At 68.9% G+C, this 18,596-nt stretch carries 17 protein-coding genes; 11 read left to right on the top strand and 6 right to left on the bottom strand.

The features are described from left to right. Positions 1-270 precede the first annotated feature (270 nt). From ACZ3II_RS38170 to ACZ3II_RS38155, 4 genes are all read left to right on the top strand, one after another. A complete protein-coding gene (locus ACZ3II_RS38170; RefSeq protein WP_465524713.1) occupies positions 271-1,176 on the top strand; it encodes a hypothetical protein in 906 nt (301 codons plus the stop codon). A gap of 153 nt (positions 1,177-1,329) precedes the next feature. Then, positions 1,330-1,845, top strand: a complete 516-nt coding sequence (locus tag ACZ3II_RS38165) for an HAD family hydrolase (protein WP_465524711.1) — start codon at positions 1,330-1,332, stop codon at positions 1,843-1,845. Beyond that, complete coding sequence (locus tag ACZ3II_RS38160) at positions 1,823-2,383, top strand: hypothetical protein (RefSeq protein ID WP_465524709.1); 561 nt, start codon at positions 1,823-1,825, stop codon at positions 2,381-2,383. Before ACZ3II_RS38165 ends, ACZ3II_RS38160 begins: the two co-directional genes overlap by 23 nt. Beyond that, positions 2,328-2,984, top strand: coding sequence for a hypothetical protein (locus ACZ3II_RS38155; protein ID WP_465524707.1), 657 nt, complete (start codon positions 2,328-2,330; stop codon positions 2,982-2,984). Before ACZ3II_RS38160 ends, ACZ3II_RS38155 begins: the two co-directional genes overlap by 56 nt. Positions 2,985-3,060: 76 nt before the next feature. Here ACZ3II_RS38155 and ACZ3II_RS38150 read toward each other — a convergent pair whose 3' ends face one another. Next, positions 3,061-3,228: a hypothetical protein gene (locus ACZ3II_RS38150; RefSeq protein ID WP_465524705.1), complete on the bottom strand. Its 168-nt coding sequence runs from the start codon at positions 3,226-3,228 to the stop codon at positions 3,061-3,063. 115 nt (positions 3,229-3,343) lie between these two features. Between ACZ3II_RS38150 and ACZ3II_RS38145 the strand changes: the two genes are divergently transcribed. The 3 genes from ACZ3II_RS38145 (at position 3,344) to ACZ3II_RS38135 (ending at position 6,208) form a co-directional block, all read left to right on the top strand. Next, a complete protein-coding gene (locus ACZ3II_RS38145; protein WP_465524703.1) occupies positions 3,344-4,078 on the top strand; it encodes a hypothetical protein in 735 nt (244 codons plus the stop codon). A 586-nt stretch (positions 4,079-4,664) separates the two neighbouring features. Continuing rightward, positions 4,665-5,480 (top strand): hypothetical protein, encoded by an 816-nt coding sequence (locus tag ACZ3II_RS38140; RefSeq protein ID WP_465524701.1) that lies wholly within the window; start codon positions 4,665-4,667, stop codon positions 5,478-5,480. Next, positions 5,441-6,208, top strand: coding sequence for a hypothetical protein (locus ACZ3II_RS38135; protein ID WP_465524699.1), 768 nt, complete (start codon positions 5,441-5,443; stop codon positions 6,206-6,208). Before ACZ3II_RS38140 ends, ACZ3II_RS38135 begins: the two co-directional genes overlap by 40 nt. Positions 6,209-6,536: 328 nt before the next feature. Here the strand turns inward: ACZ3II_RS38135 and ACZ3II_RS38130 are convergent, their stop codons facing one another. Together ACZ3II_RS38130 and ACZ3II_RS38125 are read right to left on the bottom strand one after the other, a co-directional pair. Beyond that, complete coding sequence (locus ACZ3II_RS38130; protein WP_465524697.1) at positions 6,537-7,967, bottom strand: gluzincin family metallopeptidase; 1,431 nt, start codon at positions 7,965-7,967, stop codon at positions 6,537-6,539. A 101-nt stretch (positions 7,968-8,068) separates the two neighbouring features. Then, positions 8,069-8,914, bottom strand: a complete 846-nt coding sequence (locus ACZ3II_RS38125; protein ID WP_465524695.1) for a transporter substrate-binding domain-containing protein — start codon at positions 8,912-8,914, stop codon at positions 8,069-8,071. 116 nt (positions 8,915-9,030) lie between these two features. Here ACZ3II_RS38125 and ACZ3II_RS38120 point away from each other — a divergent pair, with 116 nt between their 5' ends. Next, positions 9,031-10,605: a methyl-accepting chemotaxis protein gene (locus ACZ3II_RS38120; protein ID WP_465524693.1), complete on the top strand. Its 1,575-nt coding sequence runs from the start codon at positions 9,031-9,033 to the stop codon at positions 10,603-10,605. Here ACZ3II_RS38120 and ACZ3II_RS38115 read toward each other — a convergent pair. Continuing rightward, complete coding sequence (locus ACZ3II_RS38115) at positions 10,573-11,535, bottom strand: lysostaphin resistance A-like protein (RefSeq protein WP_465524691.1); 963 nt, start codon at positions 11,533-11,535, stop codon at positions 10,573-10,575. The two genes, ACZ3II_RS38120 and ACZ3II_RS38115, sit on opposite strands and share 33 nt — an antisense overlap. A gap of 133 nt (positions 11,536-11,668) precedes the next feature. Between ACZ3II_RS38115 and ACZ3II_RS38110 the strand changes: the two genes are divergently transcribed. Beyond that, positions 11,669-12,604, top strand: coding sequence for a YihY/virulence factor BrkB family protein (locus ACZ3II_RS38110; RefSeq protein ID WP_465524689.1), 936 nt, complete (start codon positions 11,669-11,671; stop codon positions 12,602-12,604). A gap of 115 nt (positions 12,605-12,719) precedes the next feature. Further along, positions 12,720-13,568, top strand: coding sequence for a S1 family peptidase (locus tag ACZ3II_RS38105; protein ID WP_465524687.1), 849 nt, complete (start codon positions 12,720-12,722; stop codon positions 13,566-13,568). 219 nt (positions 13,569-13,787) lie between these two features. Here ACZ3II_RS38105 and ACZ3II_RS38100 read toward each other — a convergent pair whose 3' ends face one another. Both ACZ3II_RS38100 and ACZ3II_RS38095 read right to left on the bottom strand, forming a co-directional pair. Then, complete coding sequence (locus ACZ3II_RS38100) at positions 13,788-14,342, bottom strand: hypothetical protein (protein ID WP_465524685.1); 555 nt, start codon at positions 14,340-14,342, stop codon at positions 13,788-13,790. Positions 14,343-14,587: 245 nt separating this feature from the next. After that, entirely contained in the window at positions 14,588-16,900 is a 2,313-nt protein-coding gene (locus ACZ3II_RS38095; RefSeq protein ID WP_465524683.1) for a hypothetical protein, read from the bottom strand. A gap of 359 nt (positions 16,901-17,259) precedes the next feature. Here ACZ3II_RS38095 and ACZ3II_RS38090 point away from each other — a divergent pair, with 359 nt between their 5' ends. Beyond that, positions 17,260-18,585, top strand: a complete 1,326-nt coding sequence (locus ACZ3II_RS38090) for a hypothetical protein (protein ID WP_465524681.1) — start codon at positions 17,260-17,262, stop codon at positions 18,583-18,585. The last annotated feature ends 11 nt before the right edge of the window (positions 18,586-18,596 follow it).

Below are 18,596 nucleotides of genomic sequence, written 5' to 3'. Positions count from 1 at the left end.
CAGAAGAGGCGTTGGCACTGCGACGACCAATTCGGCCGTTCTTGGTGGTGATGAACAGGTCGGCGTGCGGATCGCCGCTCTGTTGTAGGGGTTCGGCGCTGTGGCGTAGCTGGGCCGCGCGGACGTGGGCGCGACGATGCTGGCGGCTGCACGCCTCGGGAGTAACGTTAAAGAAGCTTTAAGGAAAGCTTGCTCAGCGTCATGAACTACTGCCACATCACTGCTCGTATATCTCGGCACAAGCAGTACCGAGACGAAGAGGGGCCGTGCATGTATCGACGCGGAGTCAGCAGCCGGACGCGCAAGCTGGTGATTGGAGGTGCCGCCGCAGCGCTGCTCGGCTCGGCGCTCGCGGTCGGCACGGGGATGGGCCAGGCCGCCGAACAGGGCAACGCCGGAGCTAGTTCCGGTAACGTCGACGCTTTGGTGCCGGCGCTGGGTTTCAGCCCGGGTAATCCGAACGCGACGGCCGACCGCGTTGGCCCTACCGGGGTGAATGTTCCCGGTCGCTGCCCGCCCACTCAGGCCCAAGTGAACGCGCAGGTTGCGCTCAAGAATGCGGAGTTTCCGAGTGGAACGGACCTTGAAAGCCGTATCCAACGTTTTGAGAAGACCTTGTCGGCGATTCAGGACTTGAAATGCCCGGCATCTTCCACGACTTTGCTGGGCCGCTTGAATTCCTTGACCGCGCTGCGCGGTAACGCGAACCGCGACAACGTCCTGCGTGGTTTGGGTTTGAACGAAACGCCAGCGGATAGAGCCGCCGCCACAGGATCCGGTGACGCGGCCGGGGGTGGGGCGACGGGGAACGCCGGAGCTAGTTCCGGTAACGTCGACGCTTTGGTGCCGGCGCTGGGTTTCAGCCCGGGTAATCCGAACGCGACGGCCGACCGCGTTGGCCCTACCGGGGTGAATGTTCCCGGTCGCTGCCCGCCCACTCAGGCCCAAGTGAACGCGCAGGTTGCGCTCAAGAATGCGGAGTTTCCGAGTGGAACGGACCTTGAAAGCCGTATCCAACGTTTTGAGAAGACCTTGTCGGCGATTCAGGACTTGAAATGCCCGGCATCTTCCACGACTTTGCTGGGCCGCTTGAATTCCTTGACCGCGCTGCGCGGTAACGCGAACCGCGACAACGTCCTGCGTGGTTTGGGTTTGAACAAAACGCCAGCCGGATAAGCCGCGGGGGAATGCGGCGCCGCAAAACGCGCCAGCGAAATAAGCGGCTCGCAGAGCGACGTCGCGGACAACGGCAACCTGATCCACAACACGGAACCGCCTCGCCGGAGGCCCTCGTGCCACGGGGGTCTCCGGCGCGTCAGTGTGTGGATCATGCGCGCGGTGATCTTCGGCTACGTCGGCACGCTGACCGACCCCTGCGCCGAGGAGTATCGCGAGACCTTCGCGCACCGCACCGGCGAGCTGTTCGGCGGCTACCGGCCTAGGTTCTGGGAGGCGCTGGCCGGGGGCTTCGGCGAGCGCACCATCGGGGTCCTCGGCGGAACGGAGAGCATGCTGAGGGTGGTGGCGCTTTCCTGCGGAGCGAACCCGTCATCCGCGCAGCTCCCCGTCGCGCTCGCGCATCACCGGAGCGGTCATGCCCGCCTCCGCAAGCCGTGGCATTACGCGCTCGGCGTCCTGGCGGAACTCCGGCGGCGAGGGCTTCGGATCGGCCTGCTGAGCGACTGCGGTGCCGAGTTGGTGGAGTGCTGGAGCCCCACCGCGTTCGTCCCGCTCGTCTTCTCCTGGCGGGGCGATGCCGTAGGCCCGATCCGGGGCTCCATGTGCCGGTGGCGCGGCGCCTCGCCGGCCATCTTGAGAAGTGTTGGCGGGAGTCGTCAGCGCTGACTTTCATATCCGCATCGATGACGTCCTGGAACTCGCCGACACCTGCTTCGAATGCGCGGCGATCTACGAGAAACAGCTCATACCGAGCATCGCCGCGGTCCAGGCAGCTGACGCCTCGCTGGCCACTGCGGACGGATCGGAAGGCATGGCTGATCCGAAGGTCAAGGCTATGGTCGTTGAGTACGGCGAGTATCTGAGGACCGCCTGCGGACGCCTTTATCTCGCGGGCGAGCAGATCAAGACGGCGGCGCAGTTCTACGCGGCGACCGATACGGAGGCCGGGGCCGCCCTCGACTCCGCAATGACGGACTGGGACGAACCCCCCGCTCCCGGCCAGGCTCGTGACTGGGCGGGGGACACCGACCGCAGCGGTTGGAAGGTGCCCATCCCGGGGGCCCCTGGTTCGTCAACGACACGATCCCGGGCGACAACGACACCAGCGGGCAGGGCTACGAGACGGAGGCGACTCGATGATGAGACGAGTGATGACCGGTGCCGTGGCCATGGTTCTGCTGGCGGGCTGCGACTCGTCAGCTGAACCCGGAGCTGTCGAGTCTCAGCCGCCATCCGAGCCGCCGCCCTCGGCGTCCGCGGCGGCAGCCGGTGTCCAGCGGGCCTCGGAGGCCGAACTCGCCGCGGTTTGTGAAGCGCTGGGCAGGACGGTGACGCTGCCTGGCAACGGGACAGTCCAGTACAGTCCCGCGTTCCATTACTCAGTAGGGGCGACCAATGTGCCGTTGTGCGGCATCGAGCCGGTCGGCGAGTACCACGACGTTGCTGCCAAGGTGCCTGTCTTCGGTCGTGCCAGATTCGACTACGGTCGATACACAGACGAAGAGATGCAGACGATCCCCTCACCGAAGTACACGCCCGAAGCCGCGGAGGAACTGCTCACCCTCGACCAAGCAGATCCATTGACGGACGAGCTGCCGTGCGCGGCCAAGCCCTGCAAGAACGGCATCCATGGGTACCAGTACAACTTCCGCTTCCAGGCCGTCATGGGTGACAACATTTCGGTGATCGTGAAGTTCGACTACATCACCACGGACGTGAAGGGCGACAAGAAGCCGCAGTACCGAGCGCAGGCGATCGAGGCGTTCCAAACCTCGATGGAAACCATCAACGCCGGCCTCACCTGAAGATCTCCGGCTGTAGGCGAGGCCGGCGTTGATCAAGTCGAGCCAGAAATCGGCAACTCCGCTCTTGGTCGAACGCTCATTTCAGTTGCTCGATCATCATCAAGATCATCGACGGCGGCGGTGACAAGGATGTTTCCTGCGCCTGGCTGTTCTCGAAGAGACGGTCGCCAGTCGTCAACGCGGTGTCACTACTGTCAGTGGTGTCACTCGATGGTGCTCCGCCGGCGAAAACCTGCAGTGCCACGTGGGTCCGGTGTCGTGCAAGCGTGCGATCGGTACGGAACGAGGCGAGGCAATCAACTCATCCGCGTATGGCGTCCGGTTGGCTCAAGGCGGTCTACGCCGTAACCTGAGCGATCGTGGACGCAGCAGGAATCTCAGCACTGGCTTCCGTGGGCAGCTTTGCGGCTGCGGCCGGAGCTCTCGGTGTTGCAGTCGCAGCATGGAAGGCATCGCACCGATCGGCGGTCGCGACCGCAGCGTTGAGCGATGTTGAGAGACGTAGAGAGCTGGCGGAACTTCGTCCGCAGTTCGAGGCCACCTTAGACGAGGAAAACCCGAACCACGTCGTCCTTCGCCTGCAACTCGCCGGCCCTCTTAACTTGAGCAAGCTTGACAACGTCAAGGTGTCCTTTCGGGATGACGTCGGTCGGCAGGTAGTAGTGCAGTCGAGCGTCAGTCAGGCCGATATACAAGCGCACGTGTGGGGTCCGTACCGCTTCAAGGAAGGCGCCGAAGGCACCGACAAGAACGGTCGGTCGACCGCAGCTTTCGCGCTCCCGCTCGGGGAGGATCGGATCCTCCTACTGCGCGAGCAGCAATCCCCTTACTGGGAGCAGTCCGGCCAAACGGAGTCATGGAGAGAGCGGTACGCCAAGCAGCCCATAAAGCTAAGGATCGAGTGCGAAGCGATGGGTATCGGCACGTGGGTGTTGCCGCTTGTGGTTCAACGAAAGAACTCTTTCGTTGTTGGCGAGAATTACACCTTCGGCGCTAACTCCTGGACCTATCCGAGTGGAATCCAGATCTTCAACGCGGAAACAGTAAGTGTGAGAACGCTGGACTCGGAAAAGTCTGACGGCTCGGGGGGATAAGCAAGCCGTAGCGGCATTACCGTTTCTCGCAGGATCGATTACACCTTCCAGCGATGTGCGGAAAGTCGGATCACGAAAGCGGCCATGCCCGAAGTCTTCGGGTTTTTGGACGTCAAGGGTTCATAGGTGCAAATCCCGTCAGCCCGACGTGGGTCAACGGCACTTTACCGGTAGTCACTGGTAGATTGCCGTTTCCGGTTCGGGGGCACGGAACGAGCATGCCGTCCTCACCTCAACGAGGCGATCCATCCACAGCGAGCCGTACGCCAAGCACACCGCAAAGCGCATGACAGCGTCGGCCCCAGCCCATGGGACTTCGAGTTCGCCTTCGGCCGGACACCCGAGCGGTCGTTGACCTGAAGGTGCGCCGCTACGTCCCGAGCGGCAAGTTGACGGCTTTACCGGGCCACCGGGAGCTGCCAGGCATCCACGGTTGGCCGACTTCTGGGGCTTCGCCCGGTCGCGGCAGGGGCACGTCACCTGTTCGGGGGCCGGCGGCGCCTTTCGGCCCGGCACGCGGTCGGGTCCCTGACAATTGTCGTGCAGATTCATTGGCGCAGGGCGACCGCATGGAGGTCGATGACGCATGCTGTTCCGTCTGGACGGTCGCAAGGCGCTTGCCTTTGCCGCCGTGCCGATATTCGCCGTCCCGAATATCTGTGATATTGAATCCCGGGCGTCTGGGGAAAGCGCCACCGTGCCGCCGGCGGTGAACAAATCGGATAAACCGAAGCGCCACCGGCCGGGCTGGATTTGGAACCTGTTCGGGCTCGGGGGAGTCCCGGGCGACTGCACATCATGGTTGCGCGCCGGGGACGTAGCTGCGCCGATGAAAGTCCAGCGGTATGAGGAGATCTCGCTCTGCTTCAAGGGATTCAAATCGAGCGATGCGCCGCGGTTGCAGGTCTTCGGACCCGACGGCGAACGGGCTCAGGGCCCCACGAAGGCGACTACGGCGGTCGACGGCGGCTTGCAGTGGTTCTGGCACAGCGAGGACGCGGGAGCGATCTTCAAGCGTCCCGGCGTCTACCGTTTCACGGTGACCGCCGCGCACACCGTCGGCGCCTCCGGTTCGATCGTGGTGAAGCCGGCCAAGGAAATCGGCGTCTACTTTTCGTATGATTTCAAGGTCCGCCCAGGACAGGCCGTGACCGGCACGGCGGTCGGGCGCACGCCGGGCTCCCCGGTGCTCGCTAGTCTCTACGGTGAAGAGCGCGGCGGGAAGCTGCGACTCCGGAGGGATCTGGAGCCGGTGACGGCCGACAACAACGGCGAAGGCATCATCCGCTGGGTAGCGACCAAAGATCTCGAATCCGGTACATACGTGTTGTTGGTGGAGCCGATCGCCGCAGGGGAGCATGAGTGCGACCTGCAGTGCGCCGTATTCAAAATCAAGAACTGAAGCTGAGGACAGCGCGCCGGACCGGGGACGTGCGGCCCGTACCGCACGGCGGCTCGGCGGCCCTGGATTGGACCGTGAAGTACGCGGCGCCACTGCTCGGCATAGTCGGAACTCTTCTGTTCGGCGCACTACGCCTCGCGTACGTCTTCTTCTACCTTCAACTCCACGCCACTCCGGAGGAAGTCGGTTACGGCTATCTCGAAATCCTCGGCGGCCAGCTGGCAGGCACCGCCGAGCTGACGATTCTGCTCACCATGGTGACGGTCATGGCCGCGCTTGTCATCGGCGCTCTGCGTCACGCGATTGCCGGCCGCCGGCGGGCCATGGCGTCACTGCCAGGACGCACGGCGTTGCTGCGCCTGACTCGCAGGTGCGCATTGGCGTCGCTTGCCGTGGTCCTGGCCTGTCTGCCGATGCTCGCCTGGGCCTTCGGCACGGAGGCCAAGCATGGCTACGCGGTCCGCAACATCCACCTCAAGATTGCCGGCCGACTGCCGGTCCTCGCGGTTCAAGCCGTGCCGGCCGACGTGACCTGGATAAAGCCGCGACCGCTCGGGGAACCCGGCCTGGCGAGCCGTCGCTGCCTTCTGTACCTCGGGCAGGCCGCGGGCACCACGGTGTTCTACGACGTCGCGTCCGAGGACAGCCTCCGCATCCCCACCGCCGAGATCCTGCTGACCATCCCCAAAGCCGGAAGTGTGCGATCGGAATGCTTCGCCGCGAGCTGACCCGCGCTGCGGGTGCCGTGGGCGGATCAGCCCTTCTGGAACGAGAGTGAGAATCTCCGGGCGGTCACGCGATTCAAGTGATAGAGAAACGCTTGCGGTGTACGACGGTTCCGCCTTCTTCATCCGTCGTTGTCGTGTGGGTCGCCCCTGGGGGCAAAGCTGTCCCTTCCGGAACAGCTTCACCTCGTGCCACAAGGTCTTCCTTGTACCGCCGTGCCTCATCCGTTTCATGGGGGTCTGTGGTGTCAGGCTCTGATGCCCGGCCTGACGTTCTTTGCTGTCCGCTTTGTCCGTCGGAGCTCATCCTCAATCTTTACCCCCGGTGAGCTCACTCGAACAAGCGGCGGACCAGGAGTAGATCCTCTTCACCCTCGACGATCTCGTGCGTGTAACGGCGCCGGGAGCGAGTTGCCGGTGTGGCCACGCGGTCACGACGGAAGAGGTCCTCCACGAATGCGATCCCCGACCACCTCGCCGCATTGCTCGACCTCTCTTCGGCGGCTACGCCGAACCTATTGGCCGTGGCGGGAAGCTCGAACGACAACGGGCGGTCGAGCCCGAACGTCTGGCCGTCTTCCGTATGCATGACGGGCCCGGCGGCTTCCTGTCCCGCTTCCGCACCCGCACCGCTCACGATTCCACGCTCGCCGTCCACTGCTTCGGAGAGAACCCCGACGTCCTGAGGCGAAAGAATGCCGTGCCTCAGGAAGGCCCGGCGAAGGGAATCACCGTACCTTCCGCCGTTCGACTCCCGATCCCGGAGGATCACGTGGGCGGCCACCGACGCGAAGTAGGCGGGAACGATCGGCGCGCTCCGCACGCCGCCGACCAGCAGCCGGCCCGCTTCCTGGGCAGCCTTGAGCAAGGCGTCGGGGCCACTGGAATCCTGGTCCCCGTAGATGCCGCCGAGCGCCCGCAGGTACGCGCCGGTGAAGATTCTCGAGAATGAATGCGGGCTGCGGGAGATCACCGAGGCCGGAGCCGAAGTCGGTAGGAACATGGGGTCCTGATAGAAGAACTTGTTCGAGGCGTTGCGCATGCAATCCGCGTCCACGCTGCCGGGTGACCGCTGGCGAAGGGCCCAGCCCAGTTGCTCTGCCAGCCGAGAGAGCTGGGACGAACGCGACAGGTCACCGCCCGTCTCGACGATCACTGCTTTTCGCAGGGACGGCAACAGCAGGTTCGACAGGACGGAGCTGATGTCTCCGAAGGATTCGTGAAAGGCTGCCACCTCGGCGCTCTGGACGTTCCAGAGTTGAGGGCGAATGGCGTCCAGTACGGCGTGACCGGTTTCGTGGCAGATCACATCCGGGCTTTCTCCGGAGTACACGGTAACGCCGTTGAGGGTGTGGTGGTGGAACCGAAGGCCTTGGCGGTCGTAGTAGGCGTTCAGATCATCGCCGTCGTCCAGGATCGCCCGGAGGCTTCGCCCGACCTGGCGATGCCATGTCGTCGAAGGCGGCATCAGCGGGCCCCAGAAGTCCGCAGCGCGGCGCAGGGACTCCGCCAGGTTCCAGTAACGAAACTCGGGAGTGCCAGGTTGGCCGCTATGGGCCGGCGCTTGCTCGACGATGTCGACCGGCAGTGGCGCGCGCCCCAGTTCCGGCCTCGGGCGCAAGACCGGCGGGCGCCGCAGCGGCGGCGTGCCCGGATCCGTCTCCCACGTCAGAACGTCGTCGGTTCCCCATGTCGGCGCATCGCTGCGTTCCGGACGGACTTGTAGTTGGTGCACGGTCGCTCCCGGCTGGTCGATACCCATTCTCACGGAGAGTATGCAGATGACCGCCATACGGAGTTAGCAGTTCGGGGGTTTCCACGAAAGTGCCACCACTCAGCGGACACCGCCGAGTGAAAACGCCGTCACGCGCCGCCGTTTATCGCGCCGGTCCGCAGGGCGCCTTCCTTGACCTTCCATTCGGCGAGAAGGGCGTCGTAGCCGCCGTCGTCGATGAGGGAGTACAGCGCGGCCTGCACCGCGGACGTCAGCTCCTTGCGGTCCTTGGCGATGCCGATGCCGTACGGGATCGCCTCGATCTGTGGGCCGGAAAGCTCCAGATTCGGCATCTTCTCGACGTCCAGCGCCGCGATCGGGAAGTCGTTGAGGGCCGCGTCCGCCCGGCCCTCGCTCACGTCGGCGGACGGTTTGTTCGATGGCACCACGGTCAGGGCTCTGCGGCCGCAGGCGCGTTTCTGGGCGGTGGCCATCTCGACGAAGACGGTTTCCGGCTGCGCCGCGACGCGACGGCCGCACAGACCGGGCATGCCGCCGATGTCGCCGGCTCCCTTCGGTACGACGATGGACGTGCCGGCGTTGAGATAGTTGACGAAGTCGGCCTTCTTCTGCCGCTCGGCCCGGTCGAACATCGACGAGATGGACATGTCGATGTCGTGCTTCTCGACCTGGCCGAGCAGATCACCGAACGACACGGTCCTCCACTGGATCGTCAGGCCGAGTTTCCCCGCGAGGGCCTCGGCGATGTCGACGTCGAGGCCGTCGTAGTCGTTGCCGTTCTTGAAGGTCATCGGCTCGAAGGTCGGGTCGGTTCCGGCGACGAGCGTGCCCGCTTCGCGAATCTCCGGCGGAAGGGCGGCCCGTGCCTCGGCCAGCCGGTCGATCGGCCGCCCGGACGTGTCGTCGTCGCTACTGCACCCGACTGCCGAACCCATGGTCACCACGGCGGCCATGAGCAGGGAAAGAACTCGCATGACGCCTCCCGTGCGAACCTCGCCAACGCCCCATCGGCGGCCCGATCCGAGTTCTTAGCCGGATTGGTCCCGGGAGGCCACCGGTGGCGGTTAGCGTGCCGAACAGGGAGGCATCCGTGCGGTTCACCATCCGGCGTCAGATCGTGGTCCTGGCGGTTGCCGGTTTCATCCTGGTCATCGTGGCCGGAGCGATCGGCTATCAGGGCGTCTCCGCCATCGCCGACCAGCAGATCGCTGCCCGGAACGCGGCGGCGGCACGGCAGGCGGCGCAGTCGGCCGACGTGGCGCGGGCGCTGTTCCGGGGCAATGTGCTGGCGACGCTGGTCACCAACAACGCGACAGAACGTCAGGCCGCGCTCGATCAGCTCGGGGTCAACGTCGCTCAGGCCCGGATCGGTATCGACGACGTGATCCGGTACATGCCGGAGATGCGCGCGAAGGCCGACGCGGTCCTCGCCGTGCTGAACGACCTGATCGCCTCGGGACAGCGCATGGTGACGCTCGCCAGCCGGGTCGCCTCCGATCCGACCCGGAAGGCGGCTCTGGCCGCGCGGCCGGCGTACGACGCGGTCGATGCGAAGGCCGCGGAGGCCCTGAGCGACCTGAACGCCGCGATCACCGGGCAGGTCCAGCAGTCGTACGATCAGGCGTCGTCGGTGGCCACGCAGGCGAAGCGCCTCACGCTGATCGTCGGCATCCTGGCGGCGCTGGTGCTGGGCGGGGCGGCTCTCGTGCTGGCGCGCCGGATCGCGGCACGGATGGACCGGAGCCTGGCCTCGGCCAGCTCGATCGCGGCGTACGACCTGACCGTGGACGCGTCGCTGTCCGGCAGCGACGAGCTGTCCGAGCTGGGCCGGAGCCTGAACGCGATCGTCGCATCGCTGCGTACCGCGATGAACGACATCACCGGCAACGCCAACGCGGTCGCCGCCGCCTCGGAGGAACTGACCGCGACGAGCCGCCAGTTGTCCGAGGGCGCCGGTACGGCGTCGTCGGAGGCGTCGCGCGCCAGTCAGGACATCGGCCAGGTGACGAGCAGTGTCGGCGACACCACGTCGGCGGCGCGTGGGTTGGAGTCGTCGATCGACGAGATCACCACAGCGGTCGCCGAGGCGGACACGGTCACCAAGGAGGCGGTGGTGCTGGCCGAGACCACCAACGACACGATCGAGCGGCTGCGCACCTCGAGCGAGGAGGTGTCGGCGGTGGTCAGCATCATCACCGGGATCGCCGAGCAGACGAACCTTCTCGCGCTGAACGCGACGATCGAGGCCGCCCGGGCCGGCGAGCAGGGCAAGGGGTTCGCCGTGGTGGCCGGTGAGGTGAAGGATCTGTCCCAGGAGACGGCGTCGGCGACCGGCGACATCACCGAGAAGGTGGCGGCGATGCAGCGTGACACCGCCGGCGCGTTCGAGGCGATCAGCCGGATCAGCGAGGTGATCGGGCGTATCGACGAGTTGCAGCGTTCGATCTCTATGGCGCTGGAACGTCAGACGCAGTCGACCGGCCAGATCGTGGCGAGCGTGGCGACTGCCGTCCGGTCGGCGGAGGGGGTGACGGACTCGATCAACCGGGTGGCCGGGACCACGACGCTGACGCACGAGGCGGCCACCCAGACCGAGGCGGCGGCCACCGAACTGGCGCAGCTGTCACACCGGTTACGGCTGGTCGCGGAGCAGTTCCGGCACTGATGGGCGAACCGGAACCGGGCGTGGTTCGGGGCGGAAACGGCCGCGCTGCCATGCCGCGACGAGGGCGGCCGTCCCCACGGCGGTGCACAGCAGCAGGGCCGGCAGGGAAGCCTCCGGGCCGAAGGGGCCGCCGCTGAGCCACTGCGGCGCGTCGGGCCGCGCGACGCTGCGCGCGATCGTGTCGGTGAAGGCGCCGCCGGAGACGGCCGCGCCGAACACGTACCCCTGGGTGAAGTTCCAGGCCATGTGGAAACCGATCGAGACCCAGATGCGCCCGGTGAGGGCGTAGAACGCGGCGAGCATGATGCCGGCCTCGATCGCGATGCAGAGGGTGGTGGCGATGGTGGCGTCCGGATTGGCGAGATGACCGGCGCCGAAGGCCACGGCCGAGACGACGACGGCCACCCACGGCCCGAACGCCCGCCACACCAGCCGGAACATCACCGCCCGGAGGATCAGCTCCTCGACGACGCCGGCCTGCACGGCGGCGCCGGCGGCCTCCCAGGGCGGCGCGGCGCCGAGGTACGTGATGTCGTACAGGCCGGTGACGGCCAGGACCGCCATGACGATCGCCATCAGCAGGACGCCGATCACGACACCGACGGCGGTTCCGGCCAGGGCCGGGCCGGGTGCGATCTCACCGGCCGGGCGGTTCTCGCCGAGCCGTACCGCCACGGCGTACGCGGCGAGCGCCAGCAGCGCGCCGATCGCCGGGAGCGCGAACCGGCCGGCGCCCTCGGAGGGGAACAGCGAGCCGGCGGCGTCGGTCCACAGGCCGTACGCCAGGGCGACGACGAAGATGAGCCCGACCATCCAGCCCAGGGCGCGCAGCGGGCGCCACCGGCCCGGGTGCAGCACGCGTCGTTCACCGAGGGCCGGCGGGAAGAACAGTCCGGAGACCGTACGGCTGCTGTCGATCTGCTTCGTCACGGGCGGAGCGTACGATCCGCGCCCACCGCACCCCCCAGCGGACCGCTCGGTGTCCACATAGGGGTGACCGGGCTGGTTTCGCATCGCCTGGGGGCGGGCACCGGACGGTGCGGGAAGATCTGAGGAGACCGGGGTGCACGGAGGTCCGCACGGCGTGACCGCCACGGCGTGGCGGCGCGCGCGCCACCGTATCGGCTGGCTGGACCACCTGGTCCGGGCGGCGGTGCTCTACGACAGGGCGGACGGCGGCCGGCTCGCCGCCGCGGTCACCTACTACGCGTTCTTCGCGACGTTCGCGCTGGCCATGCTCGCGTACGCGGTGTTCGGGTTCGTCCTGGACGATCCGGCGGTCGAGCAGGTGGTGCAGCACTACCTGGCGGAGAACCTGCCGACGCTCGACGTGGCGTCGCTGCGTACGTCCCGCAGCACTGTCGGGGTGATCGCCTTCCTCGGCCTGCCGATCACCGGATGGTTCTGGGTGGACGCCATGCGGTCCTCCATCCGCAAGGTGTGGGGGCTCGTCGAGTATCCGGGCGCCTTCCTGACACGCCTGCTGATCGATCTGTCGGTGCTGATCGGGCTGGGCCTGCTGCTGGTGGCGTCGCTCGCCACGGCATTCGTCACCGTCGCCGTGGCCAATCGCCTGGCCGCCGCGACGGACGACGCCGCGGGCCGGTGGATGCTGACGGCTGTCGGCTTCGCCGTGGGCGTCGGGATGAACACCGTGCTGTCGACCGCCGTGCTCACCGGCCTGCCACGGCTGCGCATGCCGCTGCGCCGCGTCGTGGGACCGGCGCTGGTCGTCGCCGCGGGGCTGGAGCTGCTCAAGACCCTCGGCCGGCTGTACGTCCAGGGCGTCGAGACCAACCCTACGTATCAGGTGGTCGCCGGAACGGTCGGGCTGCTCGTCTCGCTCAGCATCGTCAACCAGCTCGTACTGTTCGCCGCCGCGCTCACCGCGACCAGCGCCGTCGGCGAGGTCACCGACCTGGCCGCACGGTCCGGAACACGGGAGCCCGCCGACGATCACGGGGGCGACTGCGCCGCCAACGGGACAGGGTTTCCATAAGGCCGGTATCAGTGGTTCTTTGAATAATTGACACGCATGAATGCCCGGTGGGACGGTGCGTACGCCAGAGACATCGCCGTACCGGGGCCGCCGCCCCGCAGTCAGGGGAGCCTTCGTGCGTTTTCGTCGAGCATTGTCACTCGGGGCCGCCACGCTCGCGGCCGTCGCCGGCGTTCTGACCGGCCCGGCACCGGTGCGGGCGGCCGCCCCGGCGCCGGCCCCGGCCGCAGTCGCCGTGACGCTGGCCAACACCATCGCGCTGAACAACTGCTCGGCCTCGCTCGTCCGGTTCCCCACCTCGGTCAGCACCGACAGCGCGATGATGCTCACCAACGGGCACTGCTACGAGGGCGGCACGATCGCCGCGGGCCGGGTCATCCAGAACGCGGCCAGCAGCCGTACCGGCACCCTGCTCAACAGCTCCGGCGGCTCGGTGGTCCGAGTGCGCGCCAACCGGGTGATCTACGCGACGATGACCGGCACCGACGTCGCCCTCTACCGGCTGAACACCACGTACGCGGCGCTGTCCTCGTCGTACCGGGCGGTTCCGCTGACCATCTCGGCCGCGCATCCGGCGGCCGGGACGTCGATGGGGATCCCGTCCGGTTACTGGAAGCGGGTGTGGAACTGCTCGATCGACGGGTTCGTCACCACGCTGCGCGAGGCTACGTGGACGTGGAAGGACTCGATCCGGTACGACGCCGCCTGCGACACCATCGGCGGAACGTCCGGGTCGCCGATCGTCAGCACCGCCACCGGCGAGCTGATCGGCATCAACAACACCGGGAACGAGGACGGCGGGCGCTGCACGCTCAACAACCCGTGTGAGGTCAGCGCGAGCGGCGTGGTCACGGTGCTGCCGAACCGCAGCTACGGCCAGCAGACGTACTGGTTCACCACCTGCCTGAACGGCAGCCGGACCATCGACCTGACCGTCTCGGGCTGCCTGCTCCCCAAGCCGTAACGCGACAACGGCGACAGCGATCGGACCCGTCCTCGTCCGCGAGGGCGGGCCTTCCGCACCAGCGGTACCAACCTCACCCTGACCGTCCGCGACCCCTCCGGGCGCGACCGGGTCCGGTACGGCTGGGGCCTCTGGCTCGCCGGCTGCATCCGGTCCGTCCGGCACCACGAAACCCTGACTGATGTGAGCACCGGTCAGGGTTTCGGTTCATCGCACGGATCACCTCTCGCCGGGCGGGGGCAGATCGATGCCGGCCGCCCGCATCATGTCGATGATCGAGACCGGCTCCCGCTGCGGCGCATCCTCTTCGCCGCGCTCGCGGATTGCGGGGCCCTCGGCGGATCGATCACGGGCGCCCGTGAGCCGGCCCTCCTCGAACGTCAGCTCGAACACTTCGGCGTAAGTCCAGGCCAGTGGCGTAACGATCGTCTGACCGGAGAGGTCCGGCGGCTGATCGCGGCCCAGCAGCAGGGTGCCGGTGAACGGCACGCCGGCCCGCAGAGCCGGATAGTCGACCCACCCGTGCGGCGAGGGCTGCGGGCGCACCCCGAAGAAGGCCGGCGGCTCCGCAGCCGGGAAGAGCCGCAGCTCGTCCAGCATCAGCGTGGTGCCGGCCACCCGGTATCCACAGAGGAAGCCGTGCCAGCAGTAGCTCACGTCCATCGCCGGCTGGTAACCGTGCTCCCGCGGGTCGAACAGGCCGGTGCCGTGGACCCTGGTCACGTCGAAGGCCCGCCCGAGATAGGTGAGCGTGTGGAGTGCCTGCTTCGTCATGGGCCGATTCTGTACACAGTCGTCCAGTGGGCCTCCGTGAGCCGACGGCAGGGGACGGGCCGCTGCCGGACGGCCCTACAGGGTCGGCGGGACGGTAGGCGCCCGCTGGTCTTCGGTCAGGGTGACGGGCTCGTCCTGGGCCGCCCGGTAGAGGGGAGGCTCCACCACGACCCGCACGGTCGGGGTGGCGGGCCAGTCCCGCTCGAGCGACCCCCGCTCGCTCCCGAACCGCCAGCCCCGTGCGGTCAGGGCGAACAGTCTCCGTCCCCGTCGGCCGGCCGGGGGCGCAGCCGGTCGTCGAGATCGACGGTGAACTGCCGGGGTCCGTAGTCCAGCACCGCCCGCCCGTCCGGGCCGAGCCCGAGGCCGGGCACCGTCCGGTCGGCGATCTCCTCCGGCCGCAGGCCACGGGTGGCGGCGACCGCGGCCAGGTGGGCCCGGGCCTGCCATCGCAGTCGTTCGGTCCGGGCGTGGCGGCTGAGCCGCTCCAGGTGGGTGAGAGCCTGATCGGTGCCGATCGCGGCCAGCACGTCCATCCCGCCGCGCACCCACACGCTGGACCTCCACTCGGTGAACCGGGCGGTCAGCCTGGTCACGGTGGCGTCGTCACCGAACGCGGCGAGCGCGGGCAGGGCGAGATTGGTCTTCGGCGGGTGGCCGGCCGCCTGCCACTGCTCCAGGATCGTCCAGGCGAACGCGGCCAGGTCGCCGGCGTCGCCGAGCCGGCGGACCTCGGCGATCTCCGGACGCGGGACCGCTGTCGTGGAGAGTGCGAGCAGCTCACACAGGCGGCGCACCGCGGCCTGCGGAAGTGCCGTCCCGCCCTCGCGGAGCCGGACCGCCGGCAGCAGGGGGATCACCAGCCACTCGGGCAGCACCGGCGCCCCCGGCGGCGGCCCGGTGAGCACCGGCGGCACCGGAGCCGACGGCCCCGCCGGAGGGGGCGCCGTCGTGGCCCGCCCACCGGCGATCGACTCGGCCAGAGCACGGCCGGCGGGATCGAGGACGGCCAGCGTGCCGGGATGGTTGAGCACGTGGTTGCGCAGCAACCCGACGGCGACGGCGACGCCGGCGGCGGCCTTCGCCGTCAGCACCCGCGTTGTCAGGGCCGGGTCCCGTTGGGCCGTCGCCAGCAGCGCTGCCCGGAAATACCGTCTGTCGAGCCGGTCGACGACGAGGCTCAACGCGTCCGGGGACGGGATCGAAGCGAGCGCTGTCACCGCCCGCTTCTCGTCGTCGGTGCTGTCCAGGACCGGCAGCGGATCGGCCGGGCCCTTGTCGTCCGGGCCGTCGTCGCCCGGGCCGGCCCGGTCCAGGAGGGCCGCCCAGCCGGCACCGAGGCCGGCGCCATCGGTGTCGACCAGCGCCTGGGCGGTGGCCCGGACCGGCGCGGGCAGGTGCGGCAGCAGGGCGGGCCGGGGCAGCACGAGCCCTCCGAAGAGGTCCCGGGACAGGGAACCGTCGCGTTCGGCGAGCAGCCGCAACGCCCGCAGCGGGAAGCGGGTCAGCGCGCCGGACTTGAGCAGCAGCCCCGGCCGGACCCGCGGCCCGTCCAGGGTCTCCCGCAGCAGAGCCCGGAAAGCCGCGTCGTCCGGAACCACCGCCAGCAGGCCGATCCCGTCCGCACGGACCCGGTCCCGGTGGACCGGCTCCGTCTCGCGCAGCCCGAAGAGGTCGCGGTAGAACCGGTCCGCAAGGAACGCCGCGGCTGCCGGGCCGACGCCGTCGAGGACGGTGCCCACCTCGCCGACGGCCTCGTTGCTGAATTGGTGCGGCCGAGCGACCCCCGAGAGCTGCTCCAGGTGCCGGGTGGTGCTCGCCGCGAGCAGCAGCATCCCGGTCATGTGGCGGTGGTCGGCACGGGACCACCGCGGGCCGCCGGACTCGTCGGCCAGCCAGCCCGCGGCGGCGGCGATGTCCTCGTCCACCCAGTCGAGCCGGGCCGGCAGCAGAAAGGACGTCAGGATCCGCTGGGCCGGGGTGGTCCGGACGCGGGCGAGGGCCGCCTCGGCGCGCTGACACTCCTCGCCGGACGCCGCCGCCAGCCAGGGCCGCACCGCACGGGCGAGGGTGACCACGTGAGTGAGGTCGTCACCGCGCCACAGCCGCTCGAAACTGACCGCCGTGGCCGGCGGCGCCGACCAGAACGCGCCCCCGACGTGGAGGCGGCAGGCCTCCAGCACCACCTCGGCGGCGAACGCGGCGCCGCGCCCGGCCGCCCAGAGCTCGGCGAGCAGCGCCCCGGAGCCGGTGTGCGGGTCGGCGGCGATGAGACCGGCGGCCGCCATGCCGGTCGGCTCCCACTCGTCCTCCGGTGTCCGCAGGTGCCGCTGGCCGGCCGCCAGCAGCGCAGGGTCGTGGACCACCTCGCGGCCCAGCCGGCGCTGGATCCGTCGCGCCACCCCCGCCGAAGCCAGATGGCCGATCAGCCGCCCCGCAGGGTCGGAACCGGCCGCCGGGGCCGGCACCGCGAGCCCACCTCGCCTGGGAAGCAGACCCTGCTGCCAGGACGCCGGCAGCACCCAGCTGTCCTCGTCGGGCAGAACGAACCGCCGCATGACACCCCCCGATCGATCAATGCCCGAAGGCTAAGCCAGGGGTACGACATCGCGGGCCACCGCTCCGGAGACGAGGGCCCCGCGTTGGACATCATCGGACACTCGCCGGAACCGTGATCGTCACATCGACGCTGGCCCCCGCGTTGTGCCGGGGTGCGGCGGAGGTGAAGCACCCGCCCGGCCGGGGCCGCCGGACGGTACCTTTCCGGCGGCAGGTCACCCCGCCCGGCAGGCGCGGGAACACGGGCGGCCACCGTACGTACCGGACCTGCCGGCCGTCGCTCGATCTCGTTCGTGGAGGGGGTCCGACCTTGGCGTGGTTCCGCCGTGGTGACCGGCAAGAGCCGCCGGTGTCACCGGTGATTCCGCATGTGTACCTCGATCCGCCGCCGCCGCCCGTGCCGGACCCGGCCGCCCGGGTGCCGGACCTGATGGAGGCGTTCGCGCTGGCTGTCGTCGCGCTCGATCTCGAGGACCGGATCGGCGGCCGGACACCGCCGTCGCTCGGGGAGGCCGACCGGCATGCGGCGGAACTCCAAGGCCTGGTTCCGCAGGATCCGGGAATCCATGGGCCCCAACTGGGTCTGATGCTGGCCGTGCTGGGCGCCCGCCGGCTGGTCGAGGAACGGCCGGCGGAGGCGCGCCAGGCGGCCGAGGCCGGCCTGGCGCTGTTGCTGCGTTTCACCGATCAGCCGCACCGGGTGCAGGCCGCGCTGGTCTTCGCGCTGTGCGTCAAGGCGCAGATCGACCGGCGCGAGGGCGACGAGGAGGCGGCACGCCGTGCCGAGGACCGAGCCGAAATGATCACCGAGGTGGCCGGACTGCCGACCGCCCGGCCCGTGGCGCCCCCCGCACATCTCCGGGAACCGCACACCGGCGGGGATCTGATGGAGCGTGGCACCGAGCTGATCCTCGCCGGCCGGTACGCGGAGGCGGAGGAGATGCTGGAACGCGCGGTCACCGGCCCGGCCGCGGCGCCCGCCGAAGCCGGCCGGGCCCAGCGCCTGCTGCTCCGTGCCCGGTGGCGGCTGTTCCTGGATCTGTATGAGGACGACCTTCCGGCGGCGCTCGTCGTCGGCCGCCGGGCGCTGGACACCGGGCGCACGCTGTTGTCCGGCGCCGCCTCCGGGAACGAGGAGATCGCCGCCGAGGTCGTGGTGACCGCCACCGACCTGGCCGAGGCGTGCTTCGCCGCCGGGCTGACCGACGAGGGCCTGGTCACGCTCGCCGAGGCCGACCGCTGGTCCCGGGACGCCACCGATCCGCGCCTGCTGCGGGCCAGGAGCACGGTGCTGCACAATCGGGCCGCGGCCCGCCTGACGGACCTGTCCGGCCCCGGACCGGGTTCGGCGGTCGGCCGCACGATACTGCAGCACATGCTGGCCGAGACGGGTGAGGCGGTGCGGCTGCGACGTGCCGTGCGGGATCCTGCCGACGGTGTGTCGATCTACGAGCTGGCCAACTCGCTGCGACTGCGGGGGCAGACATACGCCATGTTGCGCGACTATCCGCCGGCCGCGGACGCGGCCGGCGAGGCGTTCGCACAGAGCGAGCTGCTGTCGCCGGGACCCGCAGTGGACCGGCTCCGGGCCGAACTCAACGCACTGGTACACCACCTGAAGCGGGTCGCCCCGGCGGTACTGGCCGAGCAACGGCTGACCGGACGGCTGCCGCTGTGGCTGTGACATAGGCTCGG

The organism is Actinoplanes sp. NPDC019969, from assembly GCF_055562375.1.
The sequence above is the reverse complement of the archived record's forward strand: the minus strand, read 5'-3'. Positions and strand labels throughout refer to the sequence as shown.